Consider the following 18,140-nt stretch of genomic DNA (forward strand, 5'->3'; position numbering starts at 1 on the left):
TACTCTCGTCTACACTTTCTAATAGTGTCTTTATTTAGGAGGATCAGGTGTCTATTCGCGGGTATATCCTCTTTTGTGTGCTGTTTTTTTATGCTTTTTCCATATCCAGTTTCGCTTCAGTACTTCGAGTCGCGCAAACGGCTTGGCCTCCCTTTATCATGAACTCTCCGCAAGGGAGAGGCATTGCACATGACCTCGTCATGGAAGGATTAATAAATGCAGGGTCTCAGGTTGAGTTTGTTGAAAAACCGTGGGCAAGAATTCTTAAAGAAACATTAAAAGGAAAGAGCGATGTCATTGTCGCTATCTGGAAGACGCCCAAAAGAGAGCAAGAGTACCTATTTACTGAGCCATACATGTATAACCAGATGGCGGTTGTCTCTCCTGTTGAGGTCGGTTTTGAGTATCACGCCATTGAAGACTTAAAAGAAAAGCGCGTTGCCATGATAAATGGCTATGCCTACGCAGCAGAGCTGAGTAATTACCAGCATATGTACCGAGTAAGCTCGATAGATCTACCAAACAGTATTCGCTTGCTGCTTTCTTCACGTGCTGATGTACTGGTGACCGATGAGATAGTTGGCCGATGGACAATAAAGGAGATGGGTATAGAAGCCGAGCTGCTCCATTTCAGCCAGAAGTTTTTAGACTCATCACCGGTACATGTGGCAGTGAGAAGAACTCACCCCCAAGCACAAGAGATCGTCAATGCGTTAAACCTATACTTTAAACAGCATGGAGCAGCTCAAATGAAATTGCTCAGGGAGAAATATGGGGTCGCATTTCCTTAAGATAAAAAAATACCAGCCAATAGGCTGGTATTTTCATTCAACTGCGTTGAATTACGCGACTTCGATTGGACCACCGAATGAAGTAACTGGCGGAACTTTACCAGTGAACTTCTCGAAATCTACGATACATGTGTTCGCAGACGTCGCCTGAGCAAGCTCAGAAGAACCGATGTCTTGAGTCAGCGTATTTGGATCGCCGTAAGTACAGATAGCGCCTTCTTTCTCATTCAGAGGGCCATACCAAGCGCCTTCTTCAATACGGATAACGCCACGTGGGTAGCTATCAGTCACAACTGCGCCCGCTAGAAGCTGACCACGGTCGTTGAATACGCGTACTAGGTCACCATCTTTAATGCCTTTCGCTTTCGCATCAACTGGGTTGATGTATACAGGCTCACGGCCTTGAACAGCGTAAGTAGCACGGAACTCTTCTGATTCACACATCTGAGAGTGCAGACGCTTGTCTGGGTGACAAGATTGCAGCCAGTATGGGTGTTTGTCAGAACCAGGACCACCGTGTGAACGTTCAGATTTCTCGAACCACATTGGGTGCTCTTGACAGTGTTCGTAACCGTAACGACCGATCTTACGAGAAGTGATCTCGATGAAACCAGAAGGTGTACCCAGTGGGTTGATTTCTGGATCTTGACGGAAGTCAGCGTGACGAACCCAAGGCTTACCTTGACCAAAGTCTAGTACGCTCGTCTCCCAGAACTCATTGAAGTCTGGCATCTCGAACTTACCTTTGTTCGAAGCACGACAGTCATTGTATAGACTTTCGATCCACTCCATTTCGCTCATGCCACGTGTGTATTCATCACGACGGCCAAAGCGTTGAGTCAGTTCACTCATGATCTGGAAGTCAGGCTTAGATTGGAACAGAGGATCCACTAAGCGATGCATTGCGATCAGACCTTTGCTTGAGTATGAACCGTAAACGTCGATGTCGTTACGTTCCCACTGAGTACATGCAGGAAGTACGATATCGGAGAAACGACATGTAGCAGTCCAAGCAAACTCAATCGTCACAACCGTTTGAAGCTTCTTGAATGCTTTCTTCATGCGGTTACGATCTTGGTGGTGGTGCCACGGGTTGTTGCCCGAGATAACCATCATCTTAAAGTCAGGCAGTTTAACTTTGCCGCCGTTGTAACGGATCTCTTTACCTGGTTCAAGTAGACAGTCGATCCAACGCGCAACAGGAATTGTGCGGCTGTAACCGTTAAAGTCGTTGTTGTCCCATTTCGGCTTCATACCTTGGTCAAGGTTACGCGGGAAACCGCCAGGGCCAGCAAAACCAGTAGAAGGAACACCGATACTTGAGTAGTGGTGACCGTAAGAGATACCACCGCCAGGCAGACCAATTTGACCAACCATTGCTGCAACAACCGCTGCTGCCCAGTAAGGCTGCTCACCGTGTTCTTGACGCTGAATACACCAACCCATCAGGATCTGTGTACGGCCGTTTACAAGCATACGAGCAAATTCGCGGATCTTGTCAGCTTTAACGCCACAGATCTCAGCAGCCCATTCAGGCGTTTTAACAACTTTGTCTTTTGTCTCACCCTGAACGTACTGGATGAACTCGTTGAAGCCTAGACAGTAAGTTTCAATGAACTTCTTGTCGTATAGGTCTTCGTTGTACAGCACGTGCGCAACAGCAAGCATGAATGCTACGTCTGTTAGCGGGTTGATGTACAGGTGATCATTCTCTAGGTAACGCTGAGTCTTGTTCTTAACTGGGTCAACAGAAAGAACGTTGATCTCGCCTTTTGCTACTTTCTCTTTTAGTTGAGCTAGGTAGTCAAAAGATTCGTGCGTTTCACAGTTCCAACCTACTTGCAGGTTCTTCACTGGGTCGTTTGCCCAAAGAACGATGTTGTCTGCGTTTTCTAGGATTTCAGACCATGAAGTACCTTGTGCGTATACTTCTGTTGAACCTAGAACGTAAGGCAGGATTGTTTGACCAGCACCTGTTGAGTAATCACCCACTTTAGTGATGAAGTTACCATGCATACCAACAGCACGTTGCATGTGAGCTGTACAGTTGTTGAATGCACCAGTCTGGTTCCAACCTGTTTGACCAGCGTGTAGAGCCCATGGACCGTAATCTTTCTGTACACGTTCTAGTTCACGGTAGAACAGGTCAAGCGCTTCATCCCAAGTTACACGAATAAAACGGTTGTCACCGCGCGTATCTGCACTGTACTTGTGCTTTTTCAGCCAATCTAGACGTACCATTGGGTAACGAACACGTGATGGGCTGTAGATAATGCCTTTAATACCGTTCAACATCTCAGTTGGGTTCTTATCAAGCTCAAGTGCTTTAATCTCTTGAACTTTACCCGCGTAGATGTGGGCGCGGAACGCGCCCCAGTGTGAACCTGAAACCTTCCAAGTACCTGTAGACTCAGCTGCACTTGCAGATGCTGATGCCAATAAGCTTGGACCGATTACTGATGCTGCACTTGTCGTCGCAACACCTTTAAGAAAACTTCTTCGTGAAATAGCCATTTAATTTACTCCAATCCGACGCTTATTAGTGGTGGCCTTCAGCATAATCTGAAGAGTGCTTCTGTAGGTACTTCAAGATCAGTGCTTCACTGTCTGTGTCTAGGTTAACGAATGCAAGCATACCGTCAAACATACCAGGCCATGTGTTCGCATCGAAGTGCGCTTCGTCAGGCTGCGTGTGACATACTGAACAGTTAGTTTTGTATGCTTCAGCTGATTTTTCCCATACAGGCGTAATGTCGTTCAGCATAGATTCTTTCTTGATCCATACTTTCGCCGCCACTTTTTCCCATGGAAGACCTGTTAGCTCATCCACTTTTTTCTCGCCAGTTGTAACAACGTTGCTGTCAGTTGACGCTTCTTTAAGTAGAGAAGCAACCGCAATGTTCTTACCAAAGTCTTCTTGGATTACACGACCAAAGCCTTTCGCTTTACGCCAACCGTCAATTTCGATCTCAGCGTAATCACCTTTGTCAGCAATCACTGTTACTGAAGACGCAGGGTTTAGTAGGCCTGCTTCAGTTTTACCTTCAGCATCGAAGTAAATAGGTAGGTGGCGCACGCTCACTAGCGTTTGACCAACATCGTATTTGGTGTTCGAAGCTAGACCTTCAAGATCGCCAACGATACCGCCGATGCTGTCCATGCCAGCTGGAAGTTTGTGTGCAATACCTTTATGACAGTCAACACAGCTTTGATCTTTCTCAGCCGCTTGCTTCATTTGGATGCGAGCAGTTGGAGACATTTGCTCAAAATCCATAGATTCGTAGTTGTGACAGTTTTTACACTCTAAAGATTTGTTTGCAGAGAAACGATCCCATTCGTGTTTAGCAAGTTCGATACGGCGCTCTTCAAACACACCTGGTTCATCGTAGTTACCAAATACTTGAGCGAATACTTCTTTAGATGCCTGCATTTTACGTGCAATTTTGTCAGTCCAGTTATGTGGTACGTGACAGTCAGGACATGTCGCACGAACACCAGAGTGGTTTTTCCAGTGAACGGTTTCTTGTAGCTCTACATAAACGTTATCACGCATTGTGTGACAGCTGATACAGAACTCTTCTGTGTTGGTCGCTTCAAGTGCTGTGTTAAAGCCACCCCAGAAAATAACACCAGCAATAAAGCCGCCCATAGTCAGCACACCAAGGCTGATATGAACTGCAGGACGCGTCATTGTACGCCACAGCTTGATGATAAATGATTTCATAGTTTGCTCTCTTAAAATCTGTTCAAAAATGTGGAAATGAGCTCACAGCTTACATGCCGTGTGCACCTGGAGGTCCAAAGAAGAACACTTGCATTGCCCATACAAGGAATCCGTAACCACCAACAAATGCCACACTCAACACAGGGAAGAGAACGACCGCGATGAAGAGGAATGACTTCCACTCCAAAGAGCGTTTTTCACCACTCTCGATTTTATTAACATCACTCATACATTTGCCTATTTTGTATCTAGTGTTATTTGGTTAGCTCTTATGATTGAGCTAAATTTTCTTCTATCTCTAGACGGAAATGTTAGACCATACTATAAGTAGGGTTCAATCAATTCCGACCCATCAATCGTTGTTATTCAACACTTTTTTGAGCTCATCCAGAGTTGTGTTTAATTACATTTTTATGTGTAAATAAACCAAATCTTATGAACAATTGTTAACAGACAAATAGCAGCAAAAATCCACCATTCATCACAACACTGACTTAACAAATGTAACATCTACCACTTTAGAGGCACAGATATTACGTGCTAATTTTAGCCTATTTGTAACCAAGTTGTTTCAAGGCTAGGTAATAAATCGTCATTTTTTCAAAACTAAGGCATGGTGACTCGACGTCAATAATCAGTACAATACACTGATTGTTGTTGGGAGGATTTATGGAAAGTGTGGTCGATATACCTTGGCTAACATTAGCTTTATTTTTCAGTTTATTAGCGATTCCTCTCGCCATTAGTCGGCTCTACCAACTAAAAATCAGTAAAGAAATCTTGCTGAGTGTTGGTCGAATGACACTGCAATTGTTGTTGGTGGGGGTCTACCTTGAGTACCTGTTTACCCTTAACAGTCTGATGATCAATATCGTCTGGATTGCCCTGATGATGTTGATTGGCGCTAGTGCGATCATTTCCAAGGCAAAACTGCCAAGAAAGCCTATGATCATGCCTGTAGTCATCGGTCTACTGTTAGGCCTTTTACCTGTTTTATCTATTATTACCCTCGTCATCATACAACCTACGCCACTCTATAATGCGCAATATTTAGTCCCATTAGCTGGTATGTTGCTTGGTAACTCAATGAGTGGAAATATCGTCTCATTACAAAGCTTTTTTAGCGCTCTAGAAGAGAGACAAGGAGAGTATCAAGCGGCGATTTCATTAGGAGCATCTAAAGAGTACGCCACTTTACCTTTTGTCAGAGAAGCCATTCAGCGCTCTCTCGCCCCGACGCTAGCCACAATGACCACCAGCGGACTTGTCACGCTACCAGGGATGATGACAGGCCAAATTCTTGGGGGGGCGAGCCCAATTGTCGCCATTAAATATCAGATCATGATCATGGTGGCGATCTTCGTCATGATGTCCATTTCTATCACACTTTCACTACGACTGACGGTACGAAATTGCATCAATAATCAGGGAAAGATCTTGGTTAGATCACAGTAATCTGCTAGATCTTTTGTTCCATGAACAAAGGATTAAAGATCTTATCCACAGATTCTGTGGATAACCGTGGTGATACTTCGCAAACAATCTGGCGTACTGATTTAGCGACTAAGGTCAACAAAAATTTCTTTTGCATTCAGGCGCATATCGATTAATTCGTGAGACGTAATAATTTTGTCATTCCCCTCTTCTATTGTGTTCACAATGCGAACAAAGAGAGGCAATGACCATGTCTAATAGTGTCGACAGCAATGAATTCGGAGTGGTGAAGACAAATTCACCCGATCTTCATGATTGGTTGATCACCACACCTGCCCCACTGGCTTCATTCGATGGGTTCGAACTTTCCCCACAAACAAAAAAGACCCACCTAAGTGAGTCTTTTGAATCATCTCTGTACGTCTAAATTAGTCGCGAAGGTAGATTAGCCAATACCACATGCCGACAAACACGCCACCGCCAATGATATTACCAAGCGTCACTGGAATTAGGTTATGGGTGATGAAATCGATCATGTTCAGATCCGCGTAGTCTGCGATATTCGCGCCTGTCATTTGCCAAAATTCAGCAGGGGCAAAGTTCTTAATACCAATCGCCATCGGAACTTGGAACATATTTGCAATACAGTGCTCGAAGCCAGCAGAAACAAACATTGCCACGGGTAAAATCATAACTGCAATCTTGTCTGTCAATGTACGGCCACTGAATGTCATCCACACCGCAACACAAACCAGTACATTACACATTACACCAAGTGCCACTGCAGATAAGAAAGTGTGATGCATTTTATGCTGAGAAATGGCCATCGCATTTAAGCCGACTTGGCCGTGATCAAACATGTATTGTTTGGTCAGCAGCATACAAACGACAAGCAACAGTGCACCGATTAAGTTACCGCCGTAAACCACTGCCCAGTTCTTAAATAAACATTTCCACGTAATCTTGCCACTCGCTCGGGCAACCAGTGTCAGTACTGAACTGGTAAAAAGCTCACCACCAGTTACAACCACTAAGATCAAACCTAAACTAAACGCTAAGCCGCCAAGTAAGCGTGTGATGCCCCACGGCAAGTCACCTGCGCCGGTCGTTACTATGGTGTAGAACACGAAAGCAATACCGATATGAATACCAGCAGATATTGCCAATAAGAAAGACTTCATTGGGTCTTTGGTTGCTTTGCCTACGCCAATTTCCGCCGCACGCTCTGCCATTTGAGGAGGAAGTAAAGAATCAAACTGGTTTAGATTTATCATTACGAAACATTTTGCAACATGTGGGTTATTGGCCGCGGATAATTACGTGATTTGTGATCAAATTCAAGCGCTAATTGGTTGCGTTGAACAAAATGTTTTTAATCTTAAGGAAACTTTCGCTAATTGAATCAAAACACGCTGCTAAAATTAGATAAACAGACCTCTTAGATTTAAACATTACCCTTTAAAATTCATGAGCTTATAGATATACAGGTGTAAATTTCTGTATCTCACAGTCACTTTAGGCTGATTATTCATAATAACCTGATTTAATATGCAGTTTCGCTATTAAAAGTGAATAACCATCCCCCAACAGCGTAGTTCTGATTAATCTTTGATTTGGGTCTAATCTGTTGGCATTCGGTTATTCAGACACCAAATCGCCTGATTCTTTTCTAGAAAGTAAGGGATGGCTAACATTTCTCAATGGATAAAGTTGCTGATTTCCAACATCCTGATTAAGTTGAGATAAGTACTTTCTATGAAGGAATTAAATATGAAACTTACGCCTGAATATATGTCTGAACTTAACCTTCTGCTTCAATTTGATATCAGCAGCGCTGCAACGGGTATTAAAGTTCATCATGATGCGTCCGAAGAAATGCAGGCGGCAGTCCAGCGTCTTTATGAGAAGGGCCTATGCACGTTACCAGATGGTGGTTACCTGACTGATGAAGGTATCGAAATCGCAGAACACGCAGATAAAATTCTAAGAGTACTGTCTAGCTAAGCGACTCCGATTACAGCTAAATCAGAGCTTGGTGTCCTACCAAGCTCTTATCCCCTTTGTCGTACTTCCCCTATTCCATTCAATTACGACACTCTTTGATTCTGAATCCAACGCTGATATGGCTGAATACGATCATAGCCCCAGTTAAATGCGGTCGCATAAAAGAAGAAAAACACCAAAAAACCAGCTTCTAGCAATAAAGCTTGGCCAATTGTGATTTGCAAAAACCATGCAATGGAAGGAACGGTGATAAAGATAAGCCCTCCTTCAAACCCGGCAGTATGCCCAATACGCATTTTCAATGAACGGTTTTCTCTGTCTTGGCCAAACACGCGATCAAACATCAGGTTGTAGTAGTAGTTCCAAACCACAGTAAACAGGCTGAGTCCAATACCGACAAACGCTAAGTCACTGGTGCCTTTGCCTGTGATTAACGCTGAAACTGGCACGATCATCGCTAACGCCAACGCTTCAAATACTACTGCGTGAAATATTCTCTCTTGCTTGTTCATTTCAATTTTCCAATCAATGTCATAGTCGATGCAGCCATTATCATCTATATTAAAGATGCAATATAATTAGATACCATCAGTAAAAGTGATATGTTTAGTATTGAACAGCTAGAAGCGTTTGTTGCCACGGTCGAACAAGGGTCCTTTTCGGCGGCGGCAAGGTCGCTAAACAAGGTGCAATCGGCAATTAGCCAACACATTATGAACCTTGAGATCGACAGCGGACTGGAACTATTTGATCGTTCATCCCGTTATCCAAAGCTCACTACCAACGGGGAGAAGCTGTTACCTCATGCGCACGCTTTACTACAGCAGCATTACCGATTGCGCCAAAGCATCACCCAGATAGCCAACGATGAGTCGACACAATTAAGCTTAGCGGTGGACGAAGGCATTCCTATGGATAACCTTTCTAGCGTCATCGAACATGTCGCAGAGAAATTTCCTGGCGTAACATTCGAATTTCTTTCCGCCTCCAGCGTAGATGTGATCGAACTGGTTGAGTCGAAAAGAGCAACGACAGGAGTAATGTTCTCCGAGGTATCCTTACCTGCGGGCTTAGACTTTGAGTCTGTCGGAAGTATTGAGTTTGATGTTTATGTCGGCGCTAATCACCCTCTTACCAAACACAAGGTCAGTAATATTGACCAACTGATATTGCACCGCCAGCTGTTGGTCAGGTCAAAAAATAGCAAGACCAGTAGCTTTCAAAAAGCCTATAGCCCTGACATTTGGTATGCTGATAATTACTACATGTTAAGAGAGTTGGTACAGAAAGGATTTGGTTGGGGCGTACTACCAAAACATATTGCCAATTATGGGCTCAAAGAGAGTGGCATCGTACGTCTACCTGCAGAGTTTGAAAATTTAAGCTGGCATGCAAACGTCGATATTATTCAGCACCCAGCGTTTAGCTCTCACCCCATCCATGCGTATCTACGCTCTGAATTAAGACAACTATTAGGGAAATCGTCGTGAAACAGATAACCATTATCGGTGGCGGTTGGTTAGGACAACCACTCGCACAATGTCTCGAAAACCTTGGCCATAAAGTCTCCGTAAGTCGCACTACTGTACTGGGTGTCAAAGAGCTCACTGAAAAACACTTGAATGGATTTGAGTTCGATCTGAATCAAGATATCTCCGTACTGACACAGTCACTCAAAGCGCTTAGTCCAGATATCGTCATTGGTTGTTTCCCACCCGGCTTTAGGAAGGGCAAAGGCGACGAGTATGCTCATCACTGGAACAAGCTGACCCAGATATGCCAACAAGTTGGCGTGGCGCGCTTGGTTATGGTCAGCTCAACCACGGTTTATCCAAATATCGCCCAAGAGATGAGAGAGGACCAAGCAACGTTAGCTTTGGCTCAATCTAGTGTCGACTTTACCGACAACGCCAAAGTGATGCTCCAAGCAGAGCAATATCTGATTGATTCCGGTTTAGGCTACGGCGTTGTTCGCTGCAGTGGTCTTATCGGCCCTGACAGAAACCCGGCCCGGTTTGTCTCCAAACTAAAACAAGTTAGTAATCAGGCCCCAGCCAATATGCTCCATTTGCACGATGCTATCGGTGCAACATGCTTCGTCGCCTTAAACACAGCCAACGTAGTCGTGAATGCCACCACACCCAATACCGTCAGCAAGGCGGAGTTTTATCAGGCGGCTCTCGAACAATCTGGCAGCAATGACCCGCTTCCTCCTATCACAGCAACACCTGACAAACGCATCGTAGCCGATCGATTGATACAGTTGGGATACCATTTTCATTTCCAACATACGTTAGAAATGCTTTAAGAAGGAACACTGGATGAGTAACAAGAAGCTCTACCAGCATATCGAACACCTTTGGGACTATATGCAGCTCGATCATCAATTAGAAAAATCAGACTGTATTTTTGTACTGGGCAGCAATGACATACGAGTAGCAGAGCACGCTGCGAATTTATACTTACAAGGCTGGGCAGATTGGCTGATCTTTTCCGGTGGCGTCGGTCGATTAACGCAAGGAACATTTGAACGTAGCGAAGCAGAAACCTTTGCCGCTATCGCTCAAACAATGGGGGTGCCTCATCACGCGATCATCATTGAAAACCAAGCGACCAATACTGGTGAGAACGTTCGATTCACGCACCAACTGCTTATAGAGCGAAGCATCGACGTCAATTCATTTATCTTGGTGCAAAAGCCTTATATGGAAAGACGCACTTTAGCCACGTTTGAAAAGCAATGGCCAAGTCCATATCAACTTGCCTGTGTCACCTCCCCTAAGCTTTCATTCTGCGACTATTTCAATGATGAGATTGATATTGAAACAACGATCAGCGCAATGCTCGGTGATTTTCAACGAATTAAAGAGTACCCGCAGCTTGGATTTCAAACCGAACAAGTGATCCCTCAATCGGTTGAGGATTCCTATCAAGCCGTTAAGCCCTACTTTGAATAGCTTTAGTAACTAATAAAAAAAGCCAGAGCAGTTGCTCTGGCTTTCTCATATCGTTACATCTTAATGAATCGCAGCTTCTTTCTCACTGAGATACTCGAATTTCAGTTCATCATCTTTCAGATTCACTTTCACCGTACCCCCATCAACTAACGAACCAAACAACAGTTCATTCGCCAGCGGCTTCTTAAGCTGCTCTTGAATCGCTCGTCCCATTGGACGGGCACCCATTGCTTTATCGTAGCCTTTCAGAGCTAACCAATGGCGAGCATCATCTGAGACTTCAAGTGAGACGCCACGCGCATCAAGTTGAGCTTGTAGTTCAACAATGAACTTATCAACCACTTGATGAATAACATGCTCATCTAAGCTGTTGAACCAAATGATATTATCAAGACGGTTACGGAACTCCGGTGTGAACACTTTCTTGATCACTGACATCGCGTCATGGCTGTGATCTTGCTGGATCAGGCCGATCGATTTCTTCTCCGTTTCCTGAACACCCGCGTTGGTGGTCATCACAAGGATCACATTGCGGAAGTCCGCTTTACGACCATTGTTGTCTGTTAGCGTACCGTTATCCATCACCTGAAGAAGCAGGTTGAAGATATCTGGGTGCGCTTTCTCAATCTCATCGAGTAGAACAACAGAGTGAGGATGCTTGATAACCGCATCTGTCAGTAGACCACCTTGATCGTAGCCAACGTAACCCGGAGGCGCACCAATCAATCGGCTTACAGAGTGACGTTCGCCATACTCAGACATATCAAAACGAAGCAACTCAATACCCAGCAACTTAGAAAGCTGAACGGTCACTTCTGTTTTACCAACCCCGGTAGGGCCAGCAAATAGGAATGAACCAACTGGCTTGTGGTCAGCGCCTAGGCCCGCACGAGTTAGCTTGATCGCTTCACTTAGTACATCAATCGCATCATCTTGACCAAATACCAGCATCTTCATCTTCTCATCAAGATTCTGCAGAATCTCTTTGTCTGAAGAAGAAACGGATTTCTCAGGAATACGCGCCATTTTAGCGACCATAGCTTCAATGTCTGCAACACCGACAGTCTTCTTACGACGACTCGCTGGTGCTAAACGGCTGCGAGCACCCGCTTCATCAATCACGTCGATCGCCTTATCCGGCAAGTGACGCTCGTTGATGTATTTCGCTGACAGCTCTACCGCAGCACGTAGTGCTTTATTGGTGTAACGAACCTCGTGGTGCGCTTCGTATTTCGGCTTCAGACCAATCAAGATTTTAGTGGTGTCATCAAGTGATGGTTCAACCACATCAATTTTTTGGAAACGACGAGACAATGCGCGTTCTTTCTCAAAAATCGTGCTGTATTCTTGGTAGGTCGTTGAACCAATACAACGCAGCTTACCGCTACTTAACAGTGGCTTAATTAGGTTAGCAGCATCAACCTGACCGCCCGACGCAGCACCCGCACCGATGATGGTATGAATTTCATCAATGAACAGGATTGCATCGTCTTCTTTCTCTAGCTGTTTCAAGATCGCTTTAAAGCGCTTCTCGAAATCACCACGGTACTTAGTACCTGCCAGCAAAGAACCGATGTCGAGTGAATAAATCACGCTATCAGCGATAATGTCAGGCACTTGCCCTTCAACAATACGCCAAGCCAGACCTTCAGCAATTGCCGTTTTACCGACACCTGCTTCACCGACAAGCAGTGGGTTGTTTTTACGACGGCGACATAGAACTTGAATCGTACGTTCGAGCTCTTTATCACGGCCAATAAGTGGATCGATCTGCCCTTGCTTTGCAATTTGATTCAAATTGGTGGCAAAGCTCTCTAGGCGATCTTCGGAGCTGTTTTCTCCCACAGCTTCACTACCAAATGAACCTGAGGAACCCGCGTCTTCATCGGAACTAGACGCTTTAGTTATGCCATGAGAGATAAAGTTCACAATATCTAAACGGCTTATATCGTTTTTCTTTAGCAGGTAAGCAGCATGAGATTCTTGCTCACTGAATATCGCGACTAATACGTTAGCACCGGTCACTTCGCTACGCCCAGAAGACTGAACATGAAAAACGGCGCGTTGAAGTACACGTTGGAAGCTCAAGGTTGGTTGAGTTTCACGTGTTTCGTCATTTTCTGGAATAAGTGGGGTTGTTTGATCGATGAATATGTCTAGTTCACTGCGCAAGGCGTCAATATCCGCTTGGCAGGCTTGCAGGGCTTCTCTCGCGGCATCGTTTTCCAACAATGCTAACAGGAGGTGCTCGACAGTCATAAACTCATGTCGTTTGTCTCTTGCGCGAGCAAATGCGCCATTCAGACTCGACTCTAATTCTTTATTCAGCATAAGTACCTCCTTTAAGAACAACTAAGTTGCTCAAACAAGCGTTAGGCTTGTTCCATTGTACAAAGCAAAGGATGCTCATTCTCTTTAGAATACATGGTAACTTGCGCTACCTTAGTCTCAGCAACTTCTGCAGTATACGTGCCACAAATTGCCTTGCCTTCATAATGCACCTGGAGCATCACTTGCGTCGCTTTGTCGATATCCATAGAAAAAAAACGTTCTAGGATTTCAATCACAAAGTCCATTGGGGTGTAGTCATCGTTGTTAAGTACAACGTTATACATGGACGGTGGCTTTACTTTGGTTTTCTCTAACTCCAGTAGATCAGAATCTGGAGTAACCCATTCAAAATGTTTGCTCATGGCTTTTCGATGTTGATGTTGAACTTTTTTAATTTTACCACTTCATGAAGCGAAAGTTTTGAATTTAGCTCTTACTATTACGAACAAAATGCGACAAAAAAATTTTGTTCTTACTTAGAGACTAATGCAGCATTTGAGTCGCTGCAAATAAAAGATTTCTATCAAACGACTACATCTATCTAATTGATAAAAAAGAAACCAAAAACCATTCGTCAAATCAATTAATGCCTAGGAAGTGACCATTCATTAGTAACAAAAATGTAAATCTCAAAAGTGAATTGTTTGTAAATATGTAGACCTTAATACCTTTTTCCTATTGACTGCGCCTCATCATTAGCTACATTGGTCAAATAGTGACTGAAAATTTGGCAGCGGCTGAATGGAAATTCACTTTCTGTTTACAAGGAAACAACGTAAACACCTAAACAACGTCAGTAACAAAATGCATGAGGGATGTATAGCATGGCTACAGGTACAGTAAAATGGTTTAACAACGCCAAAGGATTTGGTTTTATCTGTTCAGAAGGAGAAGATGGAGATGTGTTCGCGCACTATTCGACAATCAAAATGGATGGATACCGTACTCTGAAAGCGGGTCAACAAGTTAACTTTGAAGTGGAAGAAGGACCTAAAGGCTATCACGCCAGCTCTGTGGTACCTGTAGAAGCTCAACCCGCAAAATAATCGCTGCCATAATAGATACCAACCTCAATACGTAAATGATCCTTCATTCGTAAAAATCACTTACTTATCCAGATTGGTATAACAAACTCTTTTATATCAGTTGTAAAGATCATAAAAAAACCCGCCTTTCGGCGGGTTTGTTTTATCTATCAATCAAGCATGATTACGCATTGATGATGTCGTTTAGCGTAGCGCTTGGACGCATCAATGGTGCCGCTTTTTCAAATACTGGCGCATAGTAACCGCCCAGTTCACCCGCAACACCTTGCGCATCATTTAACTCAGCAACAATCTTCTCTTCGTTTGAAGCAAGTGCTTCAGCAATTGGAGCAAACTCAGCGGCTAGTTCAGCATCTGCTGTTTGCGCTGCAAGAGCTTGCGCCCAGTAAGTCGCTAGGTAGTAGTGGCTACCACGGTTGTCTAGCTCACCAACACGACGCGATGGCGACTTGTTGTTGTCTAGGAAATCACCCGTTGCTTTATCTAGTGCATCAGCAAGTACTTGCGCTTTAGCATTACCCGCGACTGTGCTTAGATGCTCTAGTGATGCCGCTAGTGCAAGGAACTCACCAAGAGAATCCCAACGTAAGTGGTTTTCTTTTTCTACTTGTTGAACGTGCTTAGGAGCAGAACCACCAGCACCCGTTTCAAATAGACCACCACCGTTCATTAGCGGAACGATAGAAAGCATCTTCGCCGATGTACCTAGTTCTAGGATTGGGAACAAGTCAGTTAGGTAGTCACGTAGTACATTACCTGTTACTGAGATAGTGTCTTGACCTTCTTTAATGCGAACTAGCGAGAACTGACACGCTTCAAGTGGAGCAAGGATCTTGATTTCTAGGCCAGAAGTATCGTGCTGTGGAAGGTATGCGTTTACTTTCTTGATTAGCTGAGCATCGTGTGCACGGTTTTCATCTAGCCAGAATACTGCTGGAACACCTGTTGCACGAGCGCGTGTTACTGCAAGCTTAACCCAATCTTGGATTGGCGCATCTTTCACCTGACACATACGGAAGATGTCGCCTTCCTCTACTGATTGCTCAAGTAGTACTGCACCTGACGCATCAACAACACGTACTGTGCCAGACGCATCTAGCATGAATGTCTTGTCGTGTGAGCCGTACTCTTCTGCTTTTTGAGCCATTAGGCCTACGTTTGGCACACTACCCATAGTTGTTGGGTTGAACGCACCGTTCTCTTTACAGAAGTCGATAACTGCTTGGTAGATACCTGCGTAGCTACGATCAGGGATCATCGCTTTAGTATCTTTTTGCTTGCCATCTGGGCCCCACATTTGACCAGATGAACGCAGCATCGCTGGCATAGACGCGTCAACGATGATGTCACTTGGTACGTGTAGGTTAGTAATACCACGATCTGAATCAACCATCGCTAGCGGTGGCTGAGTTTCGTAAACCGCTAGAAGCGCCGCTTCAATTTCTTCTTTTTGCGCTGCTGGTAGTGATTGAATCTTCGCGTAAACGTCACCAATACCGTTGTTTACGTCAACACCTAGCTTGTCAAACAGCTCGCCGTATTTCGCAAATACATCTTTGTAGTAAACCTTAACCGCGTGACCAAAGATCACTGGATCAGAGACTTTCATCATGGTCGCTTTCATATGAAGTGACAGAAGAACGTCTTGCTCTTTCGCTTCAGCGATTTGCGCTTCAAAGAACTCAACTAGTGCTTTCTTGTTCATTACTGAACAGTCGATGATTTCTTTGTCTTGTAGAGGGAAAGCAGCTTTTAGCTCTTTCACTGCGCCGTCAGCAGCAACGAATTCAATCTTAACGTCAGTTGCGCCTGCAACCGTGTGCGATTTTTCACTACCGAAGAAGTCGTTACCAGTCATGCTAGAAACGTGTGATTTAGAGTCTGCAGACCATGCGCCCATTGAGTGCGGGTTCTTCTTCGCATAGTTCTTAACAGATAGAGGCGCACGACGGTCAGAGTTACCTTCACGTAGCACTGGGTTTACCGCACTACCTTTAATTTTGTCGTACGTTGCTTTGATCGCTTCTTCTTCGTACGTGCTTGGCTCTTCAGGGTAGTTTGGTAGGTTGAAGCCTTTATCTTGAAGCTCTTTAATTGCTGCTTTTAGCTGAGGGACAGACGCCGAGATGTTTGGCAGTTTGATGATGTTTGCTTCTGGAGTTTTTGCTAGTTCACCTAGTTCTGCAAGTGCATCACCAATGCGTTGCTCGTCAGTTAGGTGCTCTGGGAAGTTAGCAATAATGCGCCCAGCTAGAGAGATATCACGAGTGTCAACATTGATGCCTGAAGAAGCAGTAAACGACTGAATAATCGGTAGTAGTGAATATGTCGCTAGCGCAGGTGCTTCATCAGTAATAGTGTAAATAATTGTAGGTTTTTCTGTAGGCATGAAATTTCCCTATTGTTCTAACCGGACCGCTTGGTATGTGGCCCTGTGTGTGTGAACGCTAACAAGTTATGAATAATCCCCTCACTTGTTGCGATTTATCCGTCTCTTTTGTTTTCGTCGTTTAAGTACGACATCCTTGAGAGCGATTAGTTATAATTAAACAAAAACACGATAATAGTCTATTATCTTGTTCAACAATCCTGTTTTTGGGCGCGCAAATGATAGCTCAAATCGCATTCTTTAGATACTTTCACCCACACTTTATTTACATTTTTGCAAGGTAGTTAACATGTCACCACGCTCACGCCGTGACTCATCCTCATCGCCATCCAAAAAGCATCAATCGGGTTTTAAACGTAAAAATAATCAAAATAACGTCAATAGCTCTTCATCCCGACAACGACGTAAGCCTATAAAAAATAAACCTAAAATCGCTCCAGAAGATCGTAAGGTGGTGGTGTTTAACAAGCCATTTGACACCTTAAGCCAATTTACGGATGGTGAGGGTAGAAAAACACTTGCTGACTATATTCCAGTCAAAGATATCTATGCTGCAGGCAGATTAGACCGAGACAGTGAAGGTTTAATGGTGCTAACTAACGATGGCATCTTGCAGGCACGTTTAACTCAGCCGAGCTCTAAATCGCCAAAAACCTATTGGGTACAAGTGGATGGTGCGCCAAGCGAAGAAGATCTCAACAAGTTACGTAACGGCGTCGAGCTTAAAGATGGCATGACTCTGCCTGCAAAAGTTGAAGTAATGGATGAACCTTCTGTGTGGGAACGTAACCCACCGGTACGTTTTCGCGCGAACATTCCAACCACATGGTTAGCGATTACGATTGTTGAAGGACGTAACCGTCAAGTACGTCGTATGACGGCCAATATAGGCTTCCCTACCCTGCGTTTGATTCGCTTTTCGATGGGTGATGTGACGTTAGGTGACTTGCAGCCTGGTGAATGGAAAGAGGTTGAGTTTTAGATAGTCGAACATCTATAGAGATTCCTTACTCCCTCATTCTTCGGTCTAAGGAATGACAGAAATAATTAGCTGTCATCCCCRAGAACGAGGGACGAGTGAGTTGGGGATCTCTTGCAGTAAGTCGAAAACCTTTGGAGATTCCCTACTCGCTCCTGCGTCACTCTATGGAATGACAGAAATAATTAGCTGTCATCCCCGAGAACGAGGGACGAGTGAGTTGGGGATCTCTTRCAGYAAGTCGAAAAYCTTTGGAGATTCCCTACTCGCTCCTTCGTCACTCTATGGAATGACGCTACACAGTGTGGACTTCCAGACACAAAAAAGCCGCTTCATTTGAAGTAATGCCATTCGGATAAGCGCTAACGCTTATACCTAAACGGATATTTGGCCGGAACAAAGAGGACTGAACGTGGAAACGTTCGGTCCTTTCTTTTGTCTGGTAAAATGAAATGGCTGACGCTTTCTCGCATTTGCTTGAGCTT

The 18,140-nt window shown here is 44.4% G+C and carries 17 protein-coding genes; 8 read left to right on the forward strand and 9 right to left on the reverse strand.

The window, feature by feature from the left end; genetic code table 11:
* Window positions 1–77 precede the first annotated feature (77 nt).
* Window positions 78–791, forward strand: a complete 714-nt coding sequence (locus ELS82_RS04940; protein WP_279630702.1) for a substrate-binding periplasmic protein — start codon at window positions 78–80, stop codon at window positions 789–791.
* 51 nt (window positions 792–842) lie between these two features.
* Here ELS82_RS04940 and torA read toward each other — a convergent pair whose 3' ends face one another.
* The 3 genes from torA to torE are packed head-to-tail and all read right to left on the reverse strand — an operon-like array spanning window position 843 to window position 4,744.
* Complete coding sequence (gene torA, locus ELS82_RS04945) at window positions 843–3,305, reverse strand: trimethylamine-N-oxide reductase TorA (protein WP_134834468.1); 2,463 nt, start codon at window positions 3,303–3,305, stop codon at window positions 843–845.
* Window positions 3,306–3,330: 25 nt separating this feature from the next.
* Window positions 3,331–4,515, reverse strand: coding sequence for a pentaheme c-type cytochrome TorC (torC, locus tag ELS82_RS04950; RefSeq protein ID WP_004413424.1), 1,185 nt, complete (start codon window positions 4,513–4,515; stop codon window positions 3,331–3,333).
* A gap of 49 nt (window positions 4,516–4,564) precedes the next feature.
* Window positions 4,565–4,744, reverse strand: a complete 180-nt coding sequence (torE, locus tag ELS82_RS04955) for a trimethylamine N-oxide reductase system protein TorE (protein WP_004413423.1) — start codon at window positions 4,742–4,744, stop codon at window positions 4,565–4,567.
* 440 nt (window positions 4,745–5,184) lie between these two features.
* On the opposite strand from torE, the gene ELS82_RS04960 reads away from it, so the two are divergent.
* Window positions 5,185–5,970, forward strand: a complete 786-nt coding sequence (locus tag ELS82_RS04960) for an ABC transporter permease (RefSeq protein ID WP_134834469.1) — start codon at window positions 5,185–5,187, stop codon at window positions 5,968–5,970.
* A 407-nt stretch (window positions 5,971–6,377) separates the two neighbouring features.
* Here ELS82_RS04960 and focA read toward each other — a convergent pair whose 3' ends face one another.
* A complete protein-coding gene (gene focA / locus ELS82_RS04970; RefSeq protein ID WP_134834487.1) occupies window positions 6,378–7,220 on the reverse strand; it encodes a formate transporter FocA in 843 nt (280 codons plus the stop codon).
* 499 nt (window positions 7,221–7,719) lie between these two features.
* On the opposite strand from focA, the gene ELS82_RS04975 reads away from it, so the two are divergent.
* Complete coding sequence (locus ELS82_RS04975) at window positions 7,720–7,953, forward strand: TIGR02647 family protein (protein WP_053438508.1); 234 nt, start codon at window positions 7,720–7,722, stop codon at window positions 7,951–7,953.
* Between the two features lie 83 nt (window positions 7,954–8,036).
* On the opposite strand, the gene ELS82_RS04980 is transcribed toward ELS82_RS04975, so the two are convergent.
* Window positions 8,037–8,465, reverse strand: coding sequence for a PACE efflux transporter (locus ELS82_RS04980; protein ID WP_134834471.1), 429 nt, complete (start codon window positions 8,463–8,465; stop codon window positions 8,037–8,039).
* A gap of 90 nt (window positions 8,466–8,555) precedes the next feature.
* Between ELS82_RS04980 and ELS82_RS04985 the strand changes: the two genes are divergently transcribed.
* Genes ELS82_RS04985 through ELS82_RS04995 form a run of 3 tightly spaced genes read left to right on the forward strand, consistent with a single transcriptional unit; the run spans window position 8,556 to window position 10,910 of the window.
* Window positions 8,556–9,443, forward strand: coding sequence for a LysR family transcriptional regulator (locus tag ELS82_RS04985; protein WP_134834472.1), 888 nt, complete (start codon window positions 8,556–8,558; stop codon window positions 9,441–9,443).
* The gene (locus ELS82_RS04990; protein WP_134834473.1) at window positions 9,440–10,261 is read left to right on the forward strand and encodes an NAD(P)H-binding protein; all 822 of its coding nucleotides are present in this window, start codon (window positions 9,440–9,442) and stop codon (window positions 10,259–10,261) included. The genes ELS82_RS04985 and ELS82_RS04990 overlap by 4 nt, the downstream gene beginning before the upstream one ends.
* A 13-nt stretch (window positions 10,262–10,274) precedes the next feature.
* Window positions 10,275–10,910, forward strand: coding sequence for a YdcF family protein (locus tag ELS82_RS04995; RefSeq protein ID WP_134834474.1), 636 nt, complete (start codon window positions 10,275–10,277; stop codon window positions 10,908–10,910).
* 60 nt (window positions 10,911–10,970) lie between these two features.
* On the opposite strand, the gene clpA is transcribed toward ELS82_RS04995, so the two are convergent.
* Both clpA and clpS read right to left on the reverse strand, forming a co-directional pair.
* The gene (gene clpA, locus ELS82_RS05000; protein ID WP_134834475.1) at window positions 10,971–13,241 is read right to left on the reverse strand and encodes an ATP-dependent Clp protease ATP-binding subunit ClpA; all 2,271 of its coding nucleotides are present in this window, start codon (window positions 13,239–13,241) and stop codon (window positions 10,971–10,973) included.
* A 41-nt stretch (window positions 13,242–13,282) separates the two neighbouring features.
* The gene (clpS, locus tag ELS82_RS05005) at window positions 13,283–13,603 is read right to left on the reverse strand and encodes an ATP-dependent Clp protease adapter ClpS (RefSeq protein ID WP_006879492.1); all 321 of its coding nucleotides are present in this window, start codon (window positions 13,601–13,603) and stop codon (window positions 13,283–13,285) included.
* 462 nt (window positions 13,604–14,065) lie between these two features.
* On the opposite strand from clpS, the gene cspD reads away from it, so the two are divergent.
* Window positions 14,066–14,287: a cold shock domain-containing protein CspD gene (gene cspD, locus ELS82_RS05010; RefSeq protein WP_134834476.1), complete on the forward strand. Its 222-nt coding sequence runs from the start codon at window positions 14,066–14,068 to the stop codon at window positions 14,285–14,287.
* A 163-nt stretch (window positions 14,288–14,450) separates the two neighbouring features.
* On the opposite strand, the gene ELS82_RS05015 is transcribed toward cspD, so the two are convergent.
* The gene (locus ELS82_RS05015) at window positions 14,451–16,676 is read right to left on the reverse strand and encodes an NADP-dependent isocitrate dehydrogenase (protein WP_134834477.1); all 2,226 of its coding nucleotides are present in this window, start codon (window positions 16,674–16,676) and stop codon (window positions 14,451–14,453) included.
* Window positions 16,677–16,965: 289 nt separating this feature from the next.
* Here ELS82_RS05015 and ELS82_RS05020 point away from each other — a divergent pair, with 289 nt between their 5' ends.
* Window positions 16,966–17,658, forward strand: coding sequence for a pseudouridine synthase (locus tag ELS82_RS05020; RefSeq protein WP_134834478.1), 693 nt, complete (start codon window positions 16,966–16,968; stop codon window positions 17,656–17,658).
* 292 nt (window positions 17,659–17,950) lie between these two features.
* Here the strand turns inward: ELS82_RS05020 and ELS82_RS26695 are convergent.
* Window positions 17,951–18,140, reverse strand: a 190-nt coding sequence (locus tag ELS82_RS26695; RefSeq protein ID WP_208733140.1) for a hypothetical protein, incomplete at its 5' end; no start/stop codon positions are given.

The sequence above is a fragment of the Vibrio ouci genome, from assembly GCF_004551525.1.
Taxonomy (GTDB): domain Bacteria; phylum Pseudomonadota; class Gammaproteobacteria; order Enterobacterales; family Vibrionaceae; genus Vibrio; species Vibrio ouci.